This is a genomic window from Stenotrophomonas rhizophila (assembly GCF_007667275.1).
Taxonomy (GTDB): Bacteria; Pseudomonadota; Gammaproteobacteria; order Xanthomonadales; family Xanthomonadaceae; genus Stenotrophomonas; species Stenotrophomonas maltophilia_AE.
This window is the reverse complement of record NZ_VDQT01000001.1, coordinates 862435-880737: the sequence shown is the minus strand read 5'-3', so window position 1 is coordinate 880737 and position 18303 is coordinate 862435. Positions and strand designations below refer to the sequence as shown.

At 66.9% G+C, this 18303-nt stretch carries 18 protein-coding genes; 11 read left to right on the top strand and 7 right to left on the bottom strand.

The genetic code is table 11. From position 1 onward, the window contains the following. Positions 1-20: 20 nt before the first annotated feature. Together FSZ13_RS03805 and miaB are read right to left on the bottom strand one after the other, a co-directional pair. Positions 21-1001 carry a PhoH family protein gene (locus tag FSZ13_RS03805; protein ID WP_145478071.1) on the bottom strand — a complete coding sequence of 327 codons (981 nt, stop codon included), beginning with the start codon at positions 999-1001 and terminating at the stop codon, positions 21-23. Positions 1002-1390: 389 nt separating this feature from the next. Beyond that, positions 1391-2848, bottom strand: a complete 1458-nt coding sequence (miaB, locus tag FSZ13_RS03800; protein ID WP_145478070.1) for a tRNA (N6-isopentenyl adenosine(37)-C2)-methylthiotransferase MiaB — start codon at positions 2846-2848, stop codon at positions 1391-1393. Positions 2849-3063: 215 nt separating this feature from the next. On the opposite strand from miaB, the gene FSZ13_RS03795 reads away from it, so the two are divergent. From FSZ13_RS03795 to FSZ13_RS03770, 6 genes are all read left to right on the top strand, one after another. Beyond that, on the top strand, positions 3064-4011 hold the full coding sequence (locus tag FSZ13_RS03795; RefSeq protein WP_145478069.1) for a lytic transglycosylase domain-containing protein: 948 nt from the start codon (positions 3064-3066) through the stop codon (positions 4009-4011). 253 nt (positions 4012-4264) lie between these two features. Then, on the top strand, positions 4265-4885 hold the full coding sequence (gene petA / locus FSZ13_RS03790; protein ID WP_145478068.1) for a ubiquinol-cytochrome c reductase iron-sulfur subunit: 621 nt from the start codon (positions 4265-4267) through the stop codon (positions 4883-4885). Between the two features lie 2 nt (positions 4886-4887). Beyond that, on the top strand, positions 4888-6147 hold the full coding sequence (locus tag FSZ13_RS03785; protein ID WP_145478067.1) for a cytochrome b: 1260 nt from the start codon (positions 4888-4890) through the stop codon (positions 6145-6147). Beyond that, a complete protein-coding gene (locus FSZ13_RS03780; protein WP_145478066.1) occupies positions 6140-6886 on the top strand; it encodes a cytochrome c1 in 747 nt (248 codons plus the stop codon). The genes FSZ13_RS03785 and FSZ13_RS03780 overlap by 8 nt, the downstream gene beginning before the upstream one ends. A 156-nt stretch (positions 6887-7042) precedes the next feature. Next, entirely contained in the window at positions 7043-7678 is a 636-nt protein-coding gene (locus FSZ13_RS03775) for a glutathione S-transferase N-terminal domain-containing protein (RefSeq protein WP_145478065.1), read from the top strand. Positions 7679-7802: 124 nt separating this feature from the next. Continuing rightward, the gene (locus FSZ13_RS03770) at positions 7803-8243 is read left to right on the top strand and encodes a ClpXP protease specificity-enhancing factor (RefSeq protein ID WP_145478064.1); all 441 of its coding nucleotides are present in this window, start codon (positions 7803-7805) and stop codon (positions 8241-8243) included. Positions 8244-8287: 44 nt separating this feature from the next. Here the strand turns inward: FSZ13_RS03770 and FSZ13_RS03765 are convergent, their stop codons facing one another. The 4 genes from FSZ13_RS03765 to FSZ13_RS03750 form a co-directional block, all read right to left on the bottom strand. Then, complete coding sequence (locus FSZ13_RS03765; RefSeq protein WP_145478063.1) at positions 8288-8644, bottom strand: DUF3301 domain-containing protein; 357 nt, start codon at positions 8642-8644, stop codon at positions 8288-8290. A gap of 61 nt (positions 8645-8705) precedes the next feature. Then, on the bottom strand, positions 8706-9803 hold the full coding sequence (locus tag FSZ13_RS03760; protein ID WP_145478062.1) for a DUF2272 domain-containing protein: 1098 nt from the start codon (positions 9801-9803) through the stop codon (positions 8706-8708). A 194-nt stretch (positions 9804-9997) separates the two neighbouring features. Next, positions 9998-10852 (bottom strand): carboxylating nicotinate-nucleotide diphosphorylase, encoded by an 855-nt coding sequence (gene nadC, locus FSZ13_RS03755; protein ID WP_145478061.1) that lies wholly within the window; start codon positions 10850-10852, stop codon positions 9998-10000. Then, on the bottom strand, positions 10849-11118 hold the full coding sequence (locus tag FSZ13_RS03750; RefSeq protein WP_145478060.1) for a Trm112 family protein: 270 nt from the start codon (positions 11116-11118) through the stop codon (positions 10849-10851). The genes nadC and FSZ13_RS03750 overlap by 4 nt, the downstream gene beginning before the upstream one ends. Before the next feature lie 60 nt (positions 11119-11178). Here FSZ13_RS03750 and purE point away from each other — a divergent pair, with 60 nt between their 5' ends. Both purE and FSZ13_RS03740 read left to right on the top strand, forming a co-directional pair. Beyond that, a complete protein-coding gene (purE, locus tag FSZ13_RS03745) occupies positions 11179-11682 on the top strand; it encodes a 5-(carboxyamino)imidazole ribonucleotide mutase (RefSeq protein WP_145478059.1) in 504 nt (167 codons plus the stop codon). Then, the gene (locus tag FSZ13_RS03740; protein WP_145478058.1) at positions 11679-12830 is read left to right on the top strand and encodes a 5-(carboxyamino)imidazole ribonucleotide synthase; all 1152 of its coding nucleotides are present in this window, start codon (positions 11679-11681) and stop codon (positions 12828-12830) included. Before purE ends, FSZ13_RS03740 begins: the two co-directional genes overlap by 4 nt. Before the next feature lie 146 nt (positions 12831-12976). Here the strand turns inward: FSZ13_RS03740 and FSZ13_RS03735 are convergent, their stop codons facing one another. Continuing rightward, positions 12977-13555 carry a superoxide dismutase gene (locus FSZ13_RS03735; protein ID WP_145478057.1) on the bottom strand — a complete coding sequence of 193 codons (579 nt, stop codon included), beginning with the start codon at positions 13553-13555 and terminating at the stop codon, positions 12977-12979. Positions 13556-13647: 92 nt separating this feature from the next. Here FSZ13_RS03735 and grxD point away from each other — a divergent pair, with 92 nt between their 5' ends. The 3 genes from grxD (at position 13648) to FSZ13_RS03720 (ending at position 18244) form a co-directional block, all read left to right on the top strand. Then, on the top strand, positions 13648-13968 hold the full coding sequence (gene grxD, locus FSZ13_RS03730; protein WP_070206960.1) for a Grx4 family monothiol glutaredoxin: 321 nt from the start codon (positions 13648-13650) through the stop codon (positions 13966-13968). Continuing rightward, a complete protein-coding gene (locus FSZ13_RS03725) occupies positions 13965-14708 on the top strand; it encodes an SDR family NAD(P)-dependent oxidoreductase (RefSeq protein WP_145478056.1) in 744 nt (247 codons plus the stop codon). The genes grxD and FSZ13_RS03725 overlap by 4 nt, the downstream gene beginning before the upstream one ends. 347 nt (positions 14709-15055) lie before the next feature. Then, entirely contained in the window at positions 15056-18244 is a 3189-nt protein-coding gene (locus FSZ13_RS03720; RefSeq protein WP_145478055.1) for a TonB-dependent receptor, read from the top strand. Positions 18245-18303 lie beyond the last annotated feature (59 nt).

Sequence of the window (18303 nt, the reverse complement as noted above, 5' to 3'; positions counted from 1 at the left end):
GTGCCGCCCGGATGGCCCCGTCAAGCATCCGGCTTCACCTGCTGCAGGTCGCGCCGGTCGTACGCGCCGACGATCCGCGCCACCAGCGGGTGGCGCACCACGTCGCGCGCTTCGAAGAACGTGAAGCTCACCCCGTCCACGTCGCGCAGCACCTCGACCGCATCGCGCAGGCCCGACTTCACGTGCTTGGGCAGGTCGGTCTGGGTCAGGTCGCCGGTCACCACGGCGGTGGAGCCGAAGCCCAGCCGGGTCAGGAACATCTTCATCTGCTCCACCGTGGTGTTCTGCGCTTCGTCCAGGATCACATAGGCATCGTTGAGGGTGCGCCCGCGCATGTAGGCCAGCGGCGCGATCTCGATGACATTCTTCTCCAGCAGCTTGATCACCTTTTCCACGCCGAGCATTTCATACAGGGCGTCATACAGCGGGCGCAGGTACGGGTCGACCTTCTGGCTCAGGTCGCCGGGCAGGAAGCCCAGCTTCTCGCCGGCCTCCACTGCCGGGCGCACCAGGATCAGGCGCTGCACGCGCGCTTCGTTCAGCGCATCCACCGCGCTGGCCACCGCCAGGAAGGTCTTGCCGGTGCCGGCCGGGCCGATCCCGAAGTTGATGTCATGGGTGGCGATCTGGTGCAGGTAGCGGGCCTGGTTGGCGCCTCGCCCGCGCACCGTGCCGCGCTTGACCTTGATCGCGACCTCCTGCGCTTCGTAGCTGCGCTCGACCACGTGCTCCACGTTCGCCTGGTTGAGGCGCAGGTGGATGGCGTGGCTGTCGAAGCGGGTCTCGGCCGCTTCCTGGTACAGCGCTTCGATCAGCGCCTGCGCTTCCTCGGTCACCGCCTTCGGTCCGGTCACCCGGAACACGTGCCCACGGTTGGCGATCTCCACGCCGAGCTTGAGTTCGATCTGGCGCAGGTGTTCGTCGAAGGGGCCGGCCAGGTTGGCCAGGCGTTCGGTGTCTTCGGGAGCCAGGGTGAAGTCGCGATGTGACAGTGCGGTCATTGCGTGCGGCGGCGGCAGGTGGAAAGACAGGGTAGCGCGCGCCCGGAGGCCCCGCCACAGGGTCCCGGTTCTCCACAGCGGCTGTGCAGCAGCGGTGCAGCAACCTGTGGATAGCCGACGGCAGCCTTACTGCGGCAACGCTGTCACAGTCGTGGTCAAAAAATGGACATGTGCGGGGGGTTTTCCACACCGGCTGTGGGCGGCTGCGGGAGAAACGTGTGGATAACCGTCGCTAGGCCAATGGCGGCAAGGGGCGGCCAGGGGTGATCATTTGCTGACCAGCCGCGCAGCCATGCAGCCACGCAGCCACGCAGCCACGCAGGGCGTGGCTCTACGCTGGTGGCGGGGATCCCGTAGAGCCACGCCCTGCGTGGCTGCGCGGTACCCGATCAGGCAACCACCAGCCGCCCACGCAATGAGTTGCTGTACGCCTCGGTGATCTCCACATCCACCAGCTGCCCGACCAGGCGCGCCTGCCCCGGGAAATTCACCGAGCGCATGTTTTCGGTCTTGCCGGTCAGCTCGTTGGGGTCGCGCCGCGACGGGCCCTCCACCAGCACGGTCTGCACGGTGCCGATCATCGCCTGGGAGATGGCCGCAGCCTGCTCATTGATGCGTGCCTGCAGGCGCGACAGGCGTGCATGCTTTTCCGCGTCGGAAGTGGTGTCTTCCAGATCAGCCGCCGGAGTGCCGGGACGGCGCGAATAGATGAAGGAGAAGCTGTGGTCGAAGCCTACGTCTTCGATCAGCTTCATGGTCTTCTCGAAGTCCGCTTCGGTTTCGCCGGGGAAGCCGACGATGAAGTCCGAGCTGATCGAGATGTCCGGGCGCACCGCGCGCAGCTTGCGGATCTTGGCCTTGAACTCCAGCGCGGTGTAGCCGCGCTTCATCGCCGACAGCACGCGGTCGCTGCCGGCCTGCACCGGCAGGTGCAGGAAGTTGGCCAGCTGCGGCACGTCGCGGTACGCATCCACCAGCGAGTCGCTGAATTCAAGCGGGTGCGAGGTAGTGAAGCGGATCCGGTCGACCCCGTCGATCTCGGCGATGGTGCGGATCAGCAGGCCCAGGTCGGCCACCTCGCCCTCCCCATACGGGCCGCGATAGGCATTCACGTTCTGGCCGAGCAGGTTGATCTCGCGCACGCCCTGCGCGGCCAGCTGCGCCACCTCCACCACCACGTCCTCGAACGGGCGGCTGACTTCGGTGCCGCGGGTGTAGGGCACCACGCAGAACGAACAGTACTTGGAGCAGCCTTCCATGATCGACACGAACGCCGAACCGCCTTCGGCGCGGGGCTCGGGCAGGCGGTCGAACTTCTCGATTTCCGGGAAGCTGATGTCGACCTGCGATTTCCCGGATTCGCGGCGCTGGCGGATCAGTTCGGGCAGGCGGTGCAGGGTCTGCGGGCCGAACACCAGGTCCACGTGCGGGGCGCGCTTGATGATCGCCTCGCCTTCCTGCGAGGCCACGCAGCCGCCCACGCCGATGATCACGCCCCGGCCGTTGTTCTTCAGCGCCTTCCAGTACCCGAGCTGGCTGAACACCTTCTCCTGCGCTTTCTCGCGGATCGAGCAGGTGTTCATCAGCAGCACGTCGGCCTCGGCCGGGTCGTCGGTCAGCTCCAGCCCCTCTTCGGCGGCGAGCACGTCGGCCATCTTGCCCGAGTCATACTCGTTCATCTGGCAACCGTGGGTCTTGATGTAGAGCTTGCCGCGCACCGGGCCGGTCACCTGCGGGCGCGCGCCGGGCAGGGGCAGCAGGTCGGGGCGGGGCGATGGGGTGTCACGGGGGGCAGGCACGGGGGTGCCGGCCGAGGTCGGCAGGGTCGAAGCTGGCGTCCCGGTCATGGCGCTTATTCCAGTCGGGTGGGCGGGCAGGCAGCCAGGGCGGGCTGCCGGAGTAGCCGGCGATTGTACCCCGGGGGCGGCGGCCACGCAGGTCGTGGCGCTACGGGGTAGAGCCACGTCCTGCGTGGCTGCGATCTGTGACCCGGGGCAGGGTCCAACGTAAAGACCCCGTCAAAGACTTGGCAACGGCGCGCGAAACGGAGACACTCGCGCCCATGAAGGGGATCTTGGGGATCGCTGCGCTGGCCTTGGCTGCGCTGACCGCTATGCCGGCCAGTGCGGGCACGCTGTACAAGTGCGTCGGCGCCGACGGCATTCCCAGCTATGTCAGCAAGCGTGTTTCCGGCGCGAGCTGCAGCGTGGTCAGCAACTACCGCCCCGACCGCAGCACCCCGCGCCGCTACGTCTCACCGCCGACGCCCGCCCCCATGCCGGCCGCGACCGCAGCGGCTCCTGCAGCGCCCGTCGCCGACGGTGCCGGTTCGGCCACGGCACTGGCTCCGACCCCGGCACCGGTCCAGCCCGCTACCGTGCTGACCGCAGCGCCTGCGCCCGCGCCGCGCGGCGCCAAGGCCGGGCGAGTCGTCTCCGGGCAGGTCTACTCCTATATGCAGGATGGCGTGCGCCACTACACCAGCCGGCGCCCGGCGCAGGTGGCCAGCCTGGGCCAGGTCCGCACCATCCACTACAGCTTCATCGAGCGCTGCTACGCGTGCGGCGCCAATCCGGGCGTCAACTTCGGCGCGGTGCGGCTCAACACCACCGCCTTCCAGTCTGAAATCTCCGCCGCCGCGCGCGAGTTCGGGGTCGAAGAGGCGATCGTGCGCGCGATCATCCATGCCGAATCGGCCTACAACCCGACCGCGCTCAGCCGCGCCGGCGCGCAGGGCCTGATGCAGCTGATGCCGCCGACCGCGCGCCGCTTCGGTGTCACCGACTCCTACGACGCCGCGCAGAACATCCGCGGCGGCGTGCAGTACCTGTCGTGGCTGCTCAAACGCTTCAATGGCAATCTGACCCTGGCTGCGGCCGGGTACAACGCCGGCGAGGGCGCGGTCGATCGCCACGGGGGCGTGCCGCCCTACAGCGAGACCCAGTACTACGTGAAGCGCGTAGCCCTGTTGGCCGACCGCTATCGCGGCGCCACCGCGTCCACGCAGTAGTACCCACACGCGTTCGGCCGCATTGCGAAGGCCGGCCAACGGCCGGCGCTACCGACGTCGACGCTGGCCGTGGGCCGGTTCGATCAATTTCGGCGATGCCTTGGTAGCGCCGGCCGTTGGCCGGCCCTCGTGCTCTCACCACCATTGTGTCGCCGAGTCAGGTTCCGCTATAGTCGATCAGGATTCATTGTGGACTGGCCCCCACCGGTCTGCTGGCAGCCTCAAGCTACCTAAATCAATATCGGAGTGCCGGATGGCCAACGATGGGGTAAACGATCCAGTCAACACTGGACGTCGACGATTTCTTTCAGCAACCACTGCAGTGGTGGGAGCGGTCGGCGTCGGTTTCGCAGCAGTTCCGTTCATCAAGTCCTGGAATCCCAGTGCCCGCGCCAAGCTGGCCGGTGCGCCCGTGACCGCCGACATCAGCGCGTTGCAGGAAGGCCAGCGACTGGTCATGGAGTGGCGTGGCCAGCCGATCTGGATCGTCAGGCGCTCCAAGGCGATCCTCGAGGCACTGCCCAGTCTGGATGGGCGCCTGAGGGATCCCGAGTCCAAGGTCGCCGACCAGCAGCCGGCCTACGTCCTCAAGCAGAACCCCGAATTCCGTTCGATCAAGGCCGAGGTCTCGGTCCTGGTCGGGCTGTGCACGCACCTGGGCTGCTCGCCCGAGATGGTGGCCGAGATCCGCCCCGAGCCTTACGACCCGGAATGGAAGGGCGGCTACTTCTGCCCCTGCCACAAGTCCCGGTTCGACATGTCCGGGCGCGTCTTCGATGGCGTTCCGGCGCCGATCAACCTGCTGGTGCCGCCGCACCATTACCAGGATGACAGCACCATCATCATCGGCGTCGATCCGCAGGGGGCAGCCTGATCATGGCCAACATCCTTTCCCGTACCGCCACCGGCGTCGCCGACTGGGTCAACGCCCGCGCGCCCGGGTTGATGCCGGTGTACCGCAAGCACGTGAGCGAGTACTACGCGCCGAAGAACTTCAACCTCTGGTACTACTTCGGTTCGCTGGCCCTGCTGATCCTGGTCAACCAGATCGTGACCGGCATCTTCCTCACCATGCATTACAAGACCAGCGCTGCCGAAGCGTTCGCCTCGGTCGAGTACATCATGCGCGACGTCGAGTGGGGCTGGCTGATCCGCTACATGCACTCCACCGGGGCCTCGCTTTTCTTCATCGTGGTCTACCTGCACATGTTCCGCGGCCTGATGTACGGCAGCTACCAGAAGCCGCGCGAGCTGGTCTGGATCCTGGGCATGCTGATCTACCTGGTGCTGATGGCCGAAGCGTTCATGGGCTACGTGCTGCCGTGGGGACAGATGTCGTTCTGGGGCGCGAAGGTGATCATCTCGCTGTTCGGCGCCATTCCGGTGATCGGCAACGGGCTCACCGAATGGATCATGGGCGACTACCTGCCCAGCGACGCCACCCTCAACCGCTTCTTCGCCCTGCACGTGATCGCGCTGCCGCTGGTGCTGCTGCTGCTGGTGGTACTGCACCTGGGGGCGCTGCATGAAGTGGGTTCCAACAACCCGGACGGTGTCGAGATCAAGAAGGGGCCGAAGGGCAACCGCTGGTCGGCCACCGCGCCCACCGATGGCATTCCGTTCCATCCGTACTACACGCTCAAGGACGGCGTGGGTGCCGGTTTCCTGCTGGTCCTGGCCGCGTTCATCATCTTTTTCGCGCCGGGCTTCGGCGGGCTGTTCCTGGAACACGACAACTTCACCGAGGCCAACCGCCTGGTCACGCCCGAGCACATCAAGCCGGTGTGGTACTACACGCCGTACTACGCGATGTTGCGCGTGGTGCCCAACAAACTGGGCGGCGTGATCGTGATGTTCTCGGCGATCGCGATCCTGTTCCTGGTGCCCTGGCTGGACCGCGCACGGGTCAAGTCCTACCGCTACCGCGGCCTGCTGTCGAAGGGTCTGCTGGGCATGTTCGCGGTGTGCTTCATCTGGCTCGGGGTGATTGGTTCGGGCCCCGGTACCGACGCGCATGAAACCTACGTCGGGCGCGTGCTGACCTTCCTCTACTTCGCCTTCTTCATCACCATGCCGATATGGACCAAGCTGGACAGGACCAAGCCGGTACCGGACCGGGTGACCACGCATGACTGACCACTGGATTGTCCGGCTGGCCTGCGCGGCCGCCCTGCTGCTGGCCAGCACCGTGGCCGGTGCCGCCGAAGGCGGCAAGACCCTGCAGGCCGGCAACGACCTGGGCGACCGCGCCTCGCTGCAGCGGGGTGCGCAGCTCTACATGAACTACTGCTCCGGCTGCCATGCGCTGAAGTACCTGCGCTATTCGCGCATGGCGCAGGACCTGGGGCTGAGCGAAGAAGAGGTCATGAACAACCTCAACTTCACCGGCGTGCCGATCGGCGAACCGGTCCCGGTGACGATGCCGCACGACCAGGCCGAGAAGTGGTTCGGCAAGATGCCGCCGGACCTGAGCCTGATCTCGCGGGTGCGGGGCAGCGACTGGGTCTACACCTACCTGAAGTCGTTCTACCTCGACACCAGCCGGCCGCTGGGCTGGAACAACGCGCTGTTCCCGAACGCGTCCATGCCCAACCCGTTATGGGAAATGCAGGGCCTGCAGCACGCGGTGCTGGGCAAGCCCGAAGCGGCAGGCGCCGATGCACCGGTGACCGGCCTGAAACTGGTCCAGCCCGGGACCCTCGATCCGGGCCAGTACGACCAGGCGGTGCGCGACATCACCAACTTCCTCGAATACGCCGGCGAGCCGGCCGCGTTGAAGCGGCAGCAGCTGGGCGTGTGGGTGGTTCTGTTCCTGGCCCTGCTGACCTTCCTGGCGTACCTGCTGAAAAAGGAGTACTGGAAGGACGTGCACTGAGTCCGTGCGATTGGCATTGCCGATCGATGTGCCTACATCGATCGGCCTATTGGCTTTTGTGATGGGCAGTTGCACACTCGGGTACTGTGACGACTGTCGGCAATGGGCCGGCGGCGCCGACGCAGTCGACGGATATCGACTGCTGGAGAGCCTTTGATGGCGGCGAGCGTACGCATGCGGAATACCCTGACGCTGTTTTCCTCGAACGACGACGTGCTGTGCCATCGCGTGCGCCTGGTGCTTGCCGCCAAAGGCGTTACCTATGATTTCGTCCCGGTCGATCCGCAGAATCCGCCCGAGGACCTGATCGACCTCAATCCGTACCACTCCGTGCCGACCCTGGTGGAGCGGGAACTGGTGCTGTATGCGGCCTCGGTGGTCAGCGAGTACCTCGACGAGCGTTACCCGCACCCGCCGCTGATGCCGGTCGATCCGCTGTCGCGCGCGCGCATCCGCCTGGCGATGCTGCGCATCGAGCACGACTGGGTGCCGCAGGTGCAGGCGATCCAGCTCGGCAACAAGACCCAGGCCGAAGCCGGTCGCAAGCGCCTGAAGGAACTGCTGACCAGCGCCGTACCGCTGTTCAAGGCCAGCAAATTCTTCCTCAACCCGGAAATGAGCCTGGCCGATTGCGCCATGGCGCCGATCATCTGGCGCCTGCAGTCGCTGGACGTGCCGCTGCCCAAGGACGGCAAGTCGATCGAGGACTACGGCAACCGCATCTTCCGCCACCCCGGCTTCATCCGCAGCCTGACCGACCAGGAAAAGAAGCTGCGCGACCTGCCGGCCTGACACGGCGTCGCTGCACCCACGCCATACGCACGCACCGTGCATGCTGACCGCTGCACGGGTGGGCGCGTACACTGGCGGCAGGCAACCAGAATCCAGAGCCGTCACCTTTCCGCGGCGCCCCATAATGACTGAAGACACTTTCCGCATGACCAGCCACCGCCCGTACCTGTTGCGGGCATTGGTGGAATGGATCAACGACAACGACCTGACCCCGCACATCCTGGTGGATGCCGGCATGCCCGGCGTTCAGGTGCCGCCGAGCGCGATCAAGGACGGCCGGGTCGTGCTCAACATCGCCGAGCGTGCGGTGGTGCGGCTACACATCGACAACGACACCGTGAGTTTCTCGGCCCGTTTTTCCGGCACCAGCTACCCGGTGCAGGTGCCGATCTCGGCCGTGCTGGCCGTGTACGCCCGCGAGACCGGGCAGGGCATGGCGTTGCCCGATGACATCCCCGGCCACGAGCCGAGCGCGGACGATGGCGTGCCGCCGGACGACACGCCGACGCCGGACGATACCCCGCCCAAGCCCAGCGGACGCCCGCACCTGCGGGTGGTCAAGTAACAGACATCAGCGGGTAGGTGCCGACCGTTGGTCGGCACTCGAGGTCACACATCCTCGGCCCCGCGCGTATCCACCCCACGCCGGATTTCACTGATCCGCGCCGCGGACGGTCCCACGAACGCCACCAGCTGGTCGCCCCGCAGCACCATGCGCCCGGTGTGGCGGTCGATGCCATCGTGCGAATACTCGAAGCGGTAAGTGCGCTCCCAGCCCAGCCAGCCATTCTCCTTGCGGCACACGCGCAGGCTGCTGGCGTGCACGGCCTGGTCCAGCCACTGCACATCGGCGGCGCGGCAGGCATTGCGGCCCAGCTCGATGGCGCGCTCGGCCGCCGCGCGCGACGAATTCCAGAAGGCGTAGGCGAACGCGCCGGCAATCATCAACAGGATAAGACTGGGCATCGGCGGCTCGGTGCGGAATTGGAATCAGGAACCACCAAGATGGCGACGAACCGGCGCCGGATCAAGCCGGCGACCCGTCCTGTTTCTGCGCCGGCGGTTGTTGTGGGGGAGTCGGCTGCGGCTGCACGGGGCGCGGCGGGACAACACGCGGGAACGTGGGCTTCTGCTGCGGAGCGGCAGCCGGCACACCCGGCTGGGCCGGTGCCGGTGCCGGTGGCAGGCCGGTGGCCGGCGTAGGCGGAGGGGCGGGCGTGTAGCTGGACGTCGGTCCGACCGACGTGGTCGCCACCAGCTTCAGCAGCGCGGCCCAGTCCTGCCGGTTGAAGTTGCACTCGTCTTCGCGTCCGGGGGTGCAGCCGATGTCGTAGGGGTCGTTGGACGGGGCCGGCGGCAACTGGATGCGGCCGCTGCGGTCCAGCGACAGCTTGCGCATCGCCACCGTGTTCATGACGTTGCCGCCGATCAGGTACAGGGTGTGGTCGCCGCCCATGTTGGCCGCGATCACCACCTCGCAGTGCGACTTCCAGTTCGCCACCGTGCCGCCGCTGAGCTGTTGCACCAGCCCGGCGTAACTCAGCGATTCGCTCCGCCCGCGGAGATAGCACAGCAGGTCGCCGGGCGCGGGCTTTTCCTGCGCGGGATCGGTCATCCGGTAGGGGCCGGTGTTCTGGTAAGCGGCGCGGATGTAGTCGATGTGGCGCGGCGAACGGGTGAAGCCGGGTACCCCGGCACGACTCATAACCCAGGAGATGAAAGCGGCCGACCACGGGTTGTCGATCAGGAAGGCCCGGCAGTCGCTGTCCGTGTAGCGCGTGCCGAACGGCTCCATGCAGCTGGTTGCGCCCGGCTGGCTGCCCATCGGCCCCAGGGTGCCGCTGTCGCGCCAGTACGCCACCACGCGTTGCCACGCGGGCATGCCATCGTCGGACAGGTACTCGCGCTCGGCCTCGCTCACGCCCAGGTTGGCGGCGCGGCCGTCGCCGTCGATGAAGGGGCGGTACCACAGCCGATGCTCGTTGCACGCAGTGCGCACGATGCTCATGGCGAGCGGGCTCAGGCCGTAGCGCGGCGGGATGTCACAGACTTCGGCGGCGGCGGCGGCGCCCGGGAGCATCAGGGCAAGGGGCGAGAGACAGGCAAGCAGGGGCAGGGGGCGCATCCACGCACTCCGGGTGAGGGCAGGGGAAGCGTCGCAGAGCCGGTAGGGGAAGCCCGTGAAGGCAGCGGTGCGCCGGCGCACGACCAACGGTCGTGCGCTACCGGGCCAGCCGCCGACCGTTGTTCGGGACCGATGGTAGGTACCGACCGTTGGTCGGTACGAAGGGTAGGTACCGACCGTTGGTCGGTACCCGATCAGGGCGGGTCGCCCAGCTTCAGCGAAAGATCGATCGCCTGCACATGCTTGGTCAGGCCCCCGATCGAGATGCAGTCCACCCCGTCTTCGGCAATCGCGCGAAGACCGGTCAGGTCCACGCTGCCGGATACCTCCAGCGGAATGCGGCCGGCCGCGATGCGCACCGCCTCGCGGCGCGTGGCCGCATCGAAATCATCGATCAGGATGCGGTCGCAGCCCACCGCCAGCGCCTCGCGCAGCTGGTCCAGGTCCTCCACTTCCACCACCAGCGGCAGCCGGGGCCACTGCGCGCGTGCGGCGTTGACCGCAGCGGTCAGCGAACCGGCGGCGCGGATGTGGTTTTCCTTCAGCATCACCGTGTCGAACAGACCCAGGCGGTGGTTATCACCGCCGCCGCAACGCACCGCGTATTTCTGCGCCACGCGCAGCCCGGGCAGGGTCTTGCGGGTGTCCAGGATGCGCGTGCCCGTGCCCGCCACGGCGGCCACGTAGCGGGCGGTGGTGGTGGCGGTGCCGGACAGTGTCTGCAGGAAATTCAGCGAGGTGCGTTCAGCACTGACCAGGCTGCGGTTGCGCCCGTGCAGCAGGGCCAGCACGGTACCGGCGCGCACCGCATCGCCTTCGGCGACCTGCCATTCGATCCGCACCTGCGGATCCAGGGCGCGGTGGGTGGCGTCGAACCAGGGTCGGCCGGCAATCACCGCATCCTGCTTGCACAACAGGTACGCGCGGTCCGGACGGTCCGGCAGCAGGGCGGCGGTGACATCGCCGCTGCCGATATCCTCGGCCAGGGCGCGGGCCACGTCGGCCTGGACCTGGTCCGGGGCCGGGGGCGTCAGCGGGGCCGGGCTCATTTTTCCGGGAAATCGGCGATCTGGGCGGTGTCGATGGCTTCTTCCGGCAGCAGCACCGCAATGCCGTCGTCCACGCGGAACACCTCCTTGCGGTCACGGGTCAGCAGCGCCTCGCGCAGCGGCTGCGACTGCGGGCTGCCGCCGACCTTGGTCACGCCGCCGGCGGCGATGGCCTTGTTGAGCGCGTCCAGGCCCTTGGCGTCGAGAAGGGACAGGGGCTGGCGGGTGTGCGGCGAGCACAGCCGGTCGATGACTTTGCGGTCCATGGGGCTCTTCGTCGTGCGTGGAAGACGGCTAGAATACGTCTTTAAGGCAGGTGACGGCCAATGACCCCCAACCAATCCGCGCCGCTCGTCGGCATCGTCATGGGTTCCCGCTCCGACTGGGAAACCATGCAGCACGCGGCGCAGAAGCTCGACGCGCTCGGTGTTCCCTACGAAGTGAAAGTGGTATCGGCGCACCGGACCCCGGACGTGCTGTTCACCTACGCCGAGCAGGCCGGTCCGCGCGGTCTGCGCGCCATCATCGCCGGCGCCGGCGGCGCCGCGCACCTGCCGGGCATGATCGCGGCCAAGACCGCCGTGCCGGTGCTGGGCGTGCCGGTGCAGTCCAAGGCCCTGAACGGCATGGATTCGCTGTTGTCGATCGTGCAGATGCCGGCCGGCATCCCGGTCGCCACGTTCGCCATCGGCAACGCCGGCGCGTCCAACGCCGCGCTGTTCGCCGCCGCCATGCTGGCCCCGGAACAGGCGGTCATCGGCCAGGCGCTGGACGCCTTCCGCGCCCGCCAGACCGAAGACGTCATGGCCCACGACGATCCGCGCCAATGACCGTGCAGACCGTTGGCATCCTGGGCGGTGGCCAGCTCGCCCGCATGATGGTCCTGGCCGGTGCCCCGATGGGGCTGCGCTTTGAATTGTTCGACCCCGCCGCCGATGCCTGCGGGGGCCAGCTCGCGCCGCTGCAGGTGGCCGCGTTCGAGGACGAGGCAGCGCTGGCTGCGTTCGCCGAGCGGGTCGACGTGGTGACCTTCGATTTCGAGAACGTGCCGGCGCGCAGCGCCCGCTTCCTGGCCGAGCGGGTGCCGGTGTATCCCAACCCGGATGCGCTGTCGGTGGCCCAGGATCGGCTGAGCGAGAAGACCCTGTTCCGCGAACTGGGCATTCCGCTGCCGCCGTTCGCCGATATCCGCAGCCGCGACGAGCTCGCCGCCCAGGTGGACGCGTTCGGCCTGCCGTGCATCCTCAAGACCCGCCGTTTCGGCTACGACGGCAAGGGCCAGTTCCGCCTGCGCACGGCCGCCGACATCGACGCGGCCTGGTTGGCGCTGGGCGCCCAGGTCGAGCGCACCGGCCTGATCCTGGAAGGCTTCGTCGCGTTCGAGCGCGAAGTGAGCGTGGTCGCGGTGCGCGGCATCGACGGTGAGTTCCGCGCCTGGCCGGTGACCGGCAACTGGCACGTCGATGGCGTGCTCTCGGCCAGCGTCGCGCCGGCCCGGTTGGCGCCGGCGCAGTACGAGGCGGCCATCGGCTACGCGCAGACCCTGGCCGAGCGGCTGGACTACGTGGGCGTGTTCGCGCTGGAACTGTTCTGCCGCGGCGACGAACTGCTGGCCAACGAAATGGCGCCGCGCGTGCACAACTCCGGGCACTGGACCATCGAAGGCAGCGAAACCTCGCAGTTCGAAAACCACCTGCGCGCGGTGCTCGGCCTGCCGCTGGGCGATACGCGCATGCTCGGGCATGCCTGCATGCTCAACTGGATCGGCGAGATGCCCGATGCCGAGGCCGTGCTGGCGCAGCCCGGCGGCCATTGGCACGACTACGGCAAGGAATCGCGCGAGGGTCGCAAGGTAGGCCACGCCACCCTGCGCGAGGACGATGCCGCTGCGTTGGGCGCTGCGCTCGATGCAGTGGGGGCGCAGCTGGATCGCGCTGCGCAGGTTGCCCCCGCGGCAGCGTCGCTGCGCGACGCCTGACGTCACGACCAACGGTCGTGACCTACCAGGTTGCCTGACGTCACGACCAACGGTCGTGACCTACCGGGGTGCGGGGCATCACGACCAACGGTCGTGACCTGCCTTGCGACATTCCGGTAGGTAACGACCGTTGGTCGTTACTCGCTTCAATCGCGCAGCTGGCTGGCGACGAAGTCCCAGTTGACCAGCTTCCAGAACGCCTCGAGGTAACGCCCGCGGTCGTTCTGGTAGTCGGTGTAATGCGCGTGCTCCCACACATCGCAGGCCAGCAGGGGTGTGCTGTCGCCGGTCAGGGGTGTGCCGGCGTTGCGCGTGACCTGGATCGCCAGCGCCCCCGACGGGTGCTGCACCAGCCAGACCCAGCCCGAGCCGAACAGCCCCAGCGCGGCCCGGTCGAACTCTTCACGCAGGCGCCTGGCATCGCCGAAATGGCGGCTGACCCGTTCGCCCAGCCGCCCCTGCGGATCGCCGCCCGCGCGCGGGCCCAGGCATTGCCGGTAGAACGCGAGGTTCCAGGCCTGGGCGGCGGCGTCGAACAGGCTGCCCTGGCTGTGGCGCACGACCTCCTCCAGCGCCAGCTCGGCCAGTTCGGTGCCCTCGATGCGCGCGTTCACCGTATCGATGCAGGCGCGGTGGTGGCCGTGGTGCAGGTCCAGGCTGGTGGCCGACAGGTGCGGCTGCAGGGCGGTACGGTCGTAGGGCAGGCGGGGCAGTTCGAAGGGCATGGGTCGCGGCGGGGCCAGTAGGATTACAATGAACGTACAGGGAGTCTATCCGACCGCCGAGGTGGGGTGCCCCGTTGCGCAGGGAGAGTGTGGTGGCGGTGATGCAACAGATCCAGGCCGAAGTGGAGCGTTATCCCCTCGTGTTGTTCATGAAGGGCACCCCGCAGTATCCCATGTGCGGCTTTTCCAGCCGCGCCGTGCAGGCGCTGATGGCCGCTGGCGCGGTCGCGCTGCGCACCGTCAACGTGCTTGAAGAGCCGGAGATCCGCGCCAACCTGCCGCGCTTCTCCAACCTGCCCACCTTCCCACAGCTGTTCATCAACGGCGAGCTGATCGGCGGCTGCGACATCGTGCTGGAGCTGTTCGAGTCCGGCGAGCTCAAGCGCATCGTCGAAGAGGCCTCGCAGCCATGAACGCGGTCCCGTCCATCGGGGTCGGGACCGGGTCGCTGGCCGACCGCGTCATTCTCATCGCCGGGGCCGGCGGCGGCTTCGGCAGCGCCGCTGCCGTGGCCTGCGCCCAGGCAGGGGCCACCGTGGTGCTGCTGGGGCGCAAACCGCGCCGCCTCGACCGCGTGTATGCCGCGGTCGAGGCCGCAGGTCCCGAGCCGCTGCTGTACCCGCTGGACCTGGAAGGGGCTACCCCGGACGATTACGCCACCCTGGCCGAGCGGCTGCAGTCCGAGCTCGGCCGGCTGGACGGCGTGCTGTACTGCGCGGCCGATTTTGCCGGCCTGACCCCGTTCGAACATGCCGACCCGGCCGCGTTCGCGCGGGCGGTGCATGTCAACCTGACCGCGCCGGCCTGGCTGGCCCAGGCCTGCCTGCCGCTGCTGCGCCAGCGCGAGGATGCCGCACTGGTGTTCACCGTGGACGATCCCGAGCGGGTAGGGCGTGCCTTCTGGGGCGGCTATGGGGCGGCCCAGCATGGCCTGCGTGGGCTGATCGCCTCCCTGCATGACGAACTGGCCCGCAGCACGGTGCGGGTCAGCGGGTTGCAGCCCGGCCCGATGCGCACCGCGCTGCGGGCGCGTGCGTTTTCGCTGGACGAGGACGGCAGTGCCCGTGAGCCGACGCTCGCCGCTGCGGCGGCCGTCCAGCTGCTGTCGGCGGCCGGGATCGCGCACCGCGGCCAGGTCCAGCACCTGGCGTAACCCGGCGGCAATGGTGGATCGGCACTCTGTGCGGTCCCATCCGGGCGCCATGGAACTTGTCGATCACCTGAACGGTGAAACCCCCCTGCATGTTGGCCCAATTCAGCCAAATGTGAAGACGGTGTCACGAACGCGTTGTGATGGCGTGTGTTTTGTCGCCAAATCGTCATATAACGGGCTTATTGTGTTAATCTAGTGTTAACCGTTGCGGCTGAAACCAGCCTGCGGCAAGGGAACCCAGATAAAAGTCCATACAGCCGCTGAACGGCTGCTTGGGCGCGTTTTTTTTCCGCCATCGCCAACTCGCATCGAGGCTACTCCCAATGATCGACCCACGCTGTCTCCGGATGTCCAAGCTCACCCTTGGCCTCATGGCAGTACTTGCTGCCGCCCCCGCCTTCGCCCAGAGCACCTCTGCCGGTGTTGGCGGCCAGGTCATGTCTGCCACTGGCCAGCCTGTTGCTGGCGCCGAAGTCACCATCACGCACACCGAGTCGGGCACCGTCAGCCGCGCCATGACCGATGCTGCGGGTCGTTACAACGCACGCGGCCTGCGCGTGGGTGGTCCGTACACGATCACCATCACCAAGTCCGGTGAAGGTACCAAGACCGAAGAAGGCGTGTACCTGGGCGTGAACCAGACCGGTACCGTCAACGCCGCCCTGACCGGCGACGTCGCCGCGACCAACCTGGACGCTGTCCAGGTCGTCGCCGTGGCCGGTGGCTCGGAAGTGTTCAGTTCGACCAAGATGGGCTCGGGCACCAACATCAGCCAGCAGCAGATCGAGACGGCCCCGTCGATCGGCGGCAACATCCAGGACCTGATGCGTCTTGACCCGCGCGTGACCTTCATCGACCGCGCCTCGGGCTCGATCTCGGCCGGTGGCCAGAACCCGCGCTTCAACTCGATCAACATCGACGGCGTCTCCGCCAGCGACACCTTCGGCCTGGAAGGCAACAACATGCCGACCCGTCGCCAGCCGGTCGCGATGGAAGCGATCGAAGCGCTGGACATCAACCTGTCCAACTACGACGTCAGCATCGCTGCCGCCGCCGGTGCCACCGTCAACGCGGTGACCAAGTCCGGTACCAACGAATTCCATGGCTCGGTCTACGGCACCTACCGTGACGGCGACTGGTTCGGCGACAACCCGGAAGGCCAGCCGTTCAAGGGCTTCACCAAGGAAGAAACCTACGGCATGACCGTGGGCGGCCCGATCCTGAAGGACAAGCTGTTCTTCTTCGCCAACTATGAAAAGTTCAAGCAGGCCGCCCCGGGCGCCGACCTGAGCGGCACCGCGCTGGGCAAGGCCAACGCGCAGATCACCCTGGCCGACGTGACCCGTGCGCAGCAGATCGCGCAGAGCTACGGCATCGCCGCCGGTGGCCTGGAAAGCAACGGCGACACCGAGATGGAAGAGTACGCGCTGAAGCTGGACTGGAACATCAGCGACGACCACCGTGCCAACATCCGTTACAGCAAGATCGACCAGAGCAAGCTGCGCATCAACGGCATGACCACCAGCTCGGCCTCGCTGAGCTCGTACTGGTACCAGCACGACAAGACCAACGAAAGCTATGTCGCCCAGCTGTTCAGCGACTGGTCGCCGAACTTCTCGACCGAGCTGAAGGCCTCGTACCGCGAGTACTCGGCGATCCGCAACGTGCCGACCGACGCGCCGAGCATCCGCATCTACTTCGGCGGCACCCCGACCGCGCCGGGCGGCGACTCGCTGTACCTGGGTACCGAAGTCAACTCGCAGAACAACATCCTGGAGACCAAGGCGTGGAACTACTACGCCGCCGCTACCTGGACCCTGGGTGACCACGACGTCAAGTTCGGTGCCTCCTACGACACCAACGACATCTACAATTACTTCGGCGCCAACTCGTGGGGCGCGTACGGCTTCTATGGCTTGGACAACTTCGCTGCCGGCCGCTGGAGCACCTACAACTACAACCCGGAACGCACCCCGGGCTCGATTCCGGCGGACTACAAGTTCAGCAACCTGGCCCTGTTCGTGCAGGACACCTGGTACGTCAACAACAACCTGACCCTGACCATGGGCGTGCGTGCCGACCGCGCCGACACCAGTCCGGCCCCGGCTTACAACGCCGCAGCGTCGCAGTTCTTCGGCATCGACAACAGCGAAGTGCTGAGCAACACGTTCCTGATCCAGCCGCGCGTAGGCTTCAACTACACCTTCGACACCGATCGCCAGACCCAGCTGCGCGGCGGCGTGGGCCTGTTCCAGGGTGATGCCCCGCAGGTGTGGCTGAGCAACAGCTACTCGGCAACCGGTTTCAACAACTCGGTTTACGCCTATACCTCCTACAACCCGGCGCTGCCGTTCAACCCGAACAAGGACGGCCAGCCGGTTCCCACCACGCCGGGCTCGAACCTGCAGAACGTCAACTTCGTCGGCAGCGACTTCAACATGCCGTCGGTGTACAAGGCCAACCTGGCCTTCGATCACGAGACCCCGTGGTACGGCATCGTGGCCTCGGCCGAGCTGCTGGTCACCAAGGTCAAGGATGCCCTGTACTACAAGAACCTGAACCTCGGTCCGGTGCAGTACCAGGGTCCGGACGGTCGTGACATGTACTACTCCACTGCCAGCACCGGTACGGCCTGGACTACCGGGAACAACCGCGCCGGTCGCAACCGCGCCTACGACTCTGTCTACGAGATCGCGAACACCGACAAGGGCCGCACCTCGCAGTTCACGGTCTCTCTGGCCAAGCCGTGGGATGCCGCCAGTGACTGGTCGTGGAACATCGGTTACACCTACACCGATGCCACCGAAGTCGGCACGCTGACCAGCTCCACCGCCAGCTCGGGCTGGGGTTACCAGTACGCCTTCAACGCCAATGACGAGATCGAGAACACCTCGCGCTACCAGATCCGCGACCGCCTGTCGGGTGCGCTGAACTGGAAGCACAAGTTCTTCGGTGACTACGAAACCCGCGTCGGCCTGGTCTACGAAGGCCGCAGCGGCCGTCCGTACAGCTACGTCTACGTCAACGACGCCAACGGCGACAACCGCATCGCGAACGACCTGTTCTACGTGCCGGCGGGCCCGGGCGACGTGCTGTTCGGCAACCTTGTAGGCAGCACCTTCACCCCGGATGCGGCGATGGAAGCATCGTTCAACGAGTGGCTGGCCAACAACCCGCAGCTGGCCAAGTACGCGGGCAGCTACGCCCCGGCCAACCAGTTCCGTACCGGCTGGATCAACACCTTCGACCTGCGCATCAGCCAGGAACTGCCGGGCTTCATGAAGGGTCACAAGTCGGAGATCTGGCTGGATATCCAGAACGTCGGCAACATGATCAACAAGGACTGGGGCAACATCTACGACTACGGCTTCTTCGCCGATGCGCGTGTGGCCACCCTGCAGGGCATCAAGGACGGCAAGTACGTGTACAACTTCCGCGGCGCGGATGAGCCGGTAGTGGCCAACAACGACGCAGACGGCTTCGACGTCGGTGTGTCGCAGTGGTCGGTGCAGCTGGGCTTCCGCTACCAGTTCTGATGAGCTGACGTAGTGAAGTGGTAACAAGGGACGGCCGGGGAAACCCGGCCGTTCTGCTG